Raw genomic sequence first — 2,777 nt, forward strand, 5'->3', positions numbered from 1 at the left:
TTGGGAGAAAATCAGTTTCATATACTTTTTCTAGATCCAATTCTTGTTAGATAAATAGATTAGATGTTCTATTTTTAAGATATCAGGCTAAATACAATTGAGCAAAATCAATGAATGAAAGAAAAAGTTAGTAAGATTGCACATGAATATGCAGTAATTAAATTGTTTTTATTCATATATGCGGTATGAATATTCGATAAAAGACGTTTTCTCAGGAATGTTCCACACCGAGAATCACTTCGTTTCTCGGTGTGGAACATTTTGATTCTTTAAATGGAACCTAACAAATCATTTAAAGAATAATAATAACTTGTTTTATAGTAGTTGTTTTCTTCTAGTTAGTGCCGATAATACAAAGAACGGAATCTTTTCATTTGATTAATATTGTCAATATTAGATACTATTCTATCACTACGCGGGCGATAAAAAGAATAATTTGCAATAATATTATCCTTTTTTATTTGAATTACGTTTGGCTAAAGTGGAAATCCCTGCGGTTTTCAAAACACTCCTGATAACAAGATGCATATTCTAAATTATAGGTAATCTGAATATGCGTTTTTTAATATTATACTCACTTTTATCCTATATCAATTATTGGTCCATTTTTCATTGTACATACAATTTGCATGCAAATGTATTAATCTAGAGATTAAAGTTAGTCAATAATTGAGCATTCCTTATTCTTTCCTCTTTTTCAAAGTATGCTAAATAGTGCTCGGTTACAGATAAGTTAGAGTGTCCCAAGCTTTCAGAAATATATGAGGTTTTTGCACCTCCACGTTTTAATACTGTAGCAAAAGAATGCCTTGCCGTGTAAGTCGTCAACTGAAAAATTCCAATGTCTTGGGCTATTTTTTTAAGTCTTCTGTTACATTTGGTTATAATACGCCGTACCAATCTAATCTTTTCAAAGGCATCTTCAGTTCCTCTAGCATATTTAAAAATATACGTTTGCGGGCTTAATCTTGGATTACCCCATTTTTGAATAATATTCCACATTTCAGGAGTAATGATTGCATGTATCTCTTTGTTATGTTTGGTAGTTCGAGATGTCTTAGAGCGTACAAAGCATATTTCTCCATCCATAATATTTGAATACTGAAGAAATAATAAATCCATAAAATTAATGCCATTACATAAATAAGAAAACACCCAGAGATCCCTAAATTCTTCTATATCTTTTGTTTCACATTGATAAGACATTACTTTTTTTATTTCAGAAAGAGTAAGTGCTAATTTACGTCCACACCCTTCAGGAATTTCATATTTATTCTTTCCAAAAGGAAAAGATGATTCTTTTATGATACCATCATGTACAGCACGATTTAAGACACACTTTAAAGCTCGGAAATAAATACTTATGCTTGAATAGCTTTTACCTTCTGATATCCAAAATTTTTCACAACGTTTAAGCCAATCAATTGTAATGTTTTCCAAAGGTATAGTGGAACCTCCGAAATCTTCTAAACTTTTTAAAGCACTTTGATAATTTAAGTAAGTGTTTGCTTGTTCATTGGCTTCCAGTTCTTTCATTTTTAAGCGAAAAGCACTGCGCAAAGTCATATCATTCATCTGCCTTCCTAACCTGGCGCTTAATGTTTCAATACTAAATTCTCCTTTTTGTATCAGTTCGTTAACTTGTTGCTTAATAGTTGAAAAACTACTCTCTATATCTGATCGAATTTCTGCCAATAACCGGCTTTTTACTTTTAATAACCTTGCCCAATCTTCTTTTGACACTTCCTTCCCAGTTGAGTAATATTTTTGCTTTCTTCTATATACCACTTGAACTTTAACAGGAAACTGTCCACTCTTTTTTGCTCTTCTGGTATCTAATATGGTTAAAACCGAAATTCCATCTTTTGAATATTTGAACATAAAATGAATATTTATATCTATACAATAGGTAAAGCATACATATATTGTATGCAAAATGTATGCAAATGTAATAAATCAGCCTGATTTTAATAAGTACATAAGATTCTATTTATCAAATATTTGAGTATTTATTTTTCAATTAGGAATCTTTCTATTCTATTTTTTTCGAAAAAAATCTTATCTTCGTTTAGTAAGGTTACAACATAAAATGTATTACTATTGAATAAGCGCTTATGGAATTTATTTTAAGTATAACCTTTAAATTTATTAATTATGAGAAACAGAGATACATGAAACCTTTGTGTGAAAACGGTAATCTCATTTACCGCCTCTAATTACAAATTCTCTAAAAACTATTTCTAATTAAAAAGAATAAGATGAAAGAAATTATAAAACACAAGTTTTCATACTTGTTATTCTTCCTTTTGTTGGTTTCGTGTTTTGCTTCAGCTTATGGGCAAGAACGAACGATCACTCTTAATCTATCGAAAGTACCCTTGAACACTGCTTTGAAAGAAATTGAGAAACAAACTTCAATGTCAGTAGTCTATAACACAAATGATGTCGATATAAATCGTGTCATATCTATCAAGGTAACAAAAGAATCTTTGAATAATGTAATGAATCAGTTATTCAGAGGAGTTAATGTCAGTTTTTCAATAGTAGATAATCATATTGTACTTTCTGCGAAGAGTAATAAAGAAGAGCAGCAGAAAAAAACACCAATTACTGCAAGTGGTACTGTTACTGATTCAAAAGGAGAACCATTGATTGGAGTTAGTATTTTGGTAAAAGGAACTTCAAATGGTACTATCACTGATATGGATGGAAATTTCAAAATACAAGCAGCTAAAGGTGATGTACTTGAAGTATCCTATATCGGTTATGCCTCCCAA

The 2,777-nt window shown here is 30.3% G+C and carries 2 protein-coding genes; one reads left to right on the forward strand and one right to left on the reverse strand.

Annotated features, from left to right (window positions below; translation table 11 throughout):
- Window positions 1-645: 645 nt before the first annotated feature.
- Window positions 646-1,881: a site-specific integrase gene (locus DW862_RS25505; protein WP_004314041.1), complete on the reverse strand. Its 1,236-nt coding sequence runs from the start codon at window positions 1,879-1,881 to the stop codon at window positions 646-648.
- A gap of 377 nt (window positions 1,882-2,258) precedes the next feature.
- On the opposite strand from DW862_RS25505, the gene DW862_RS25510 reads away from it, so the two are divergent.
- Window positions 2,259-2,777: STN domain-containing protein (locus tag DW862_RS25510; RefSeq protein ID WP_004323748.1), on the forward strand; the 519-nt coding region annotated here is incomplete at its 3' end.

The sequence above is a fragment of the Bacteroides sp. AM37-9 genome, from assembly GCF_003603455.1.
GTDB classification, from domain to species: Bacteria; Bacteroidota; Bacteroidia; order Bacteroidales; family Bacteroidaceae; genus Bacteroides; species Bacteroides xylanisolvens.

What these genes read in the sequence shown, in the direction of transcription:
- DW862_RS25505 (WP_004314041.1), bottom strand. Translation starts at nt 1,881, where the DNA reads ATGTTCAAATATTCAAAAGATGGAATTTCGGTTTTAACCATATTAGAT.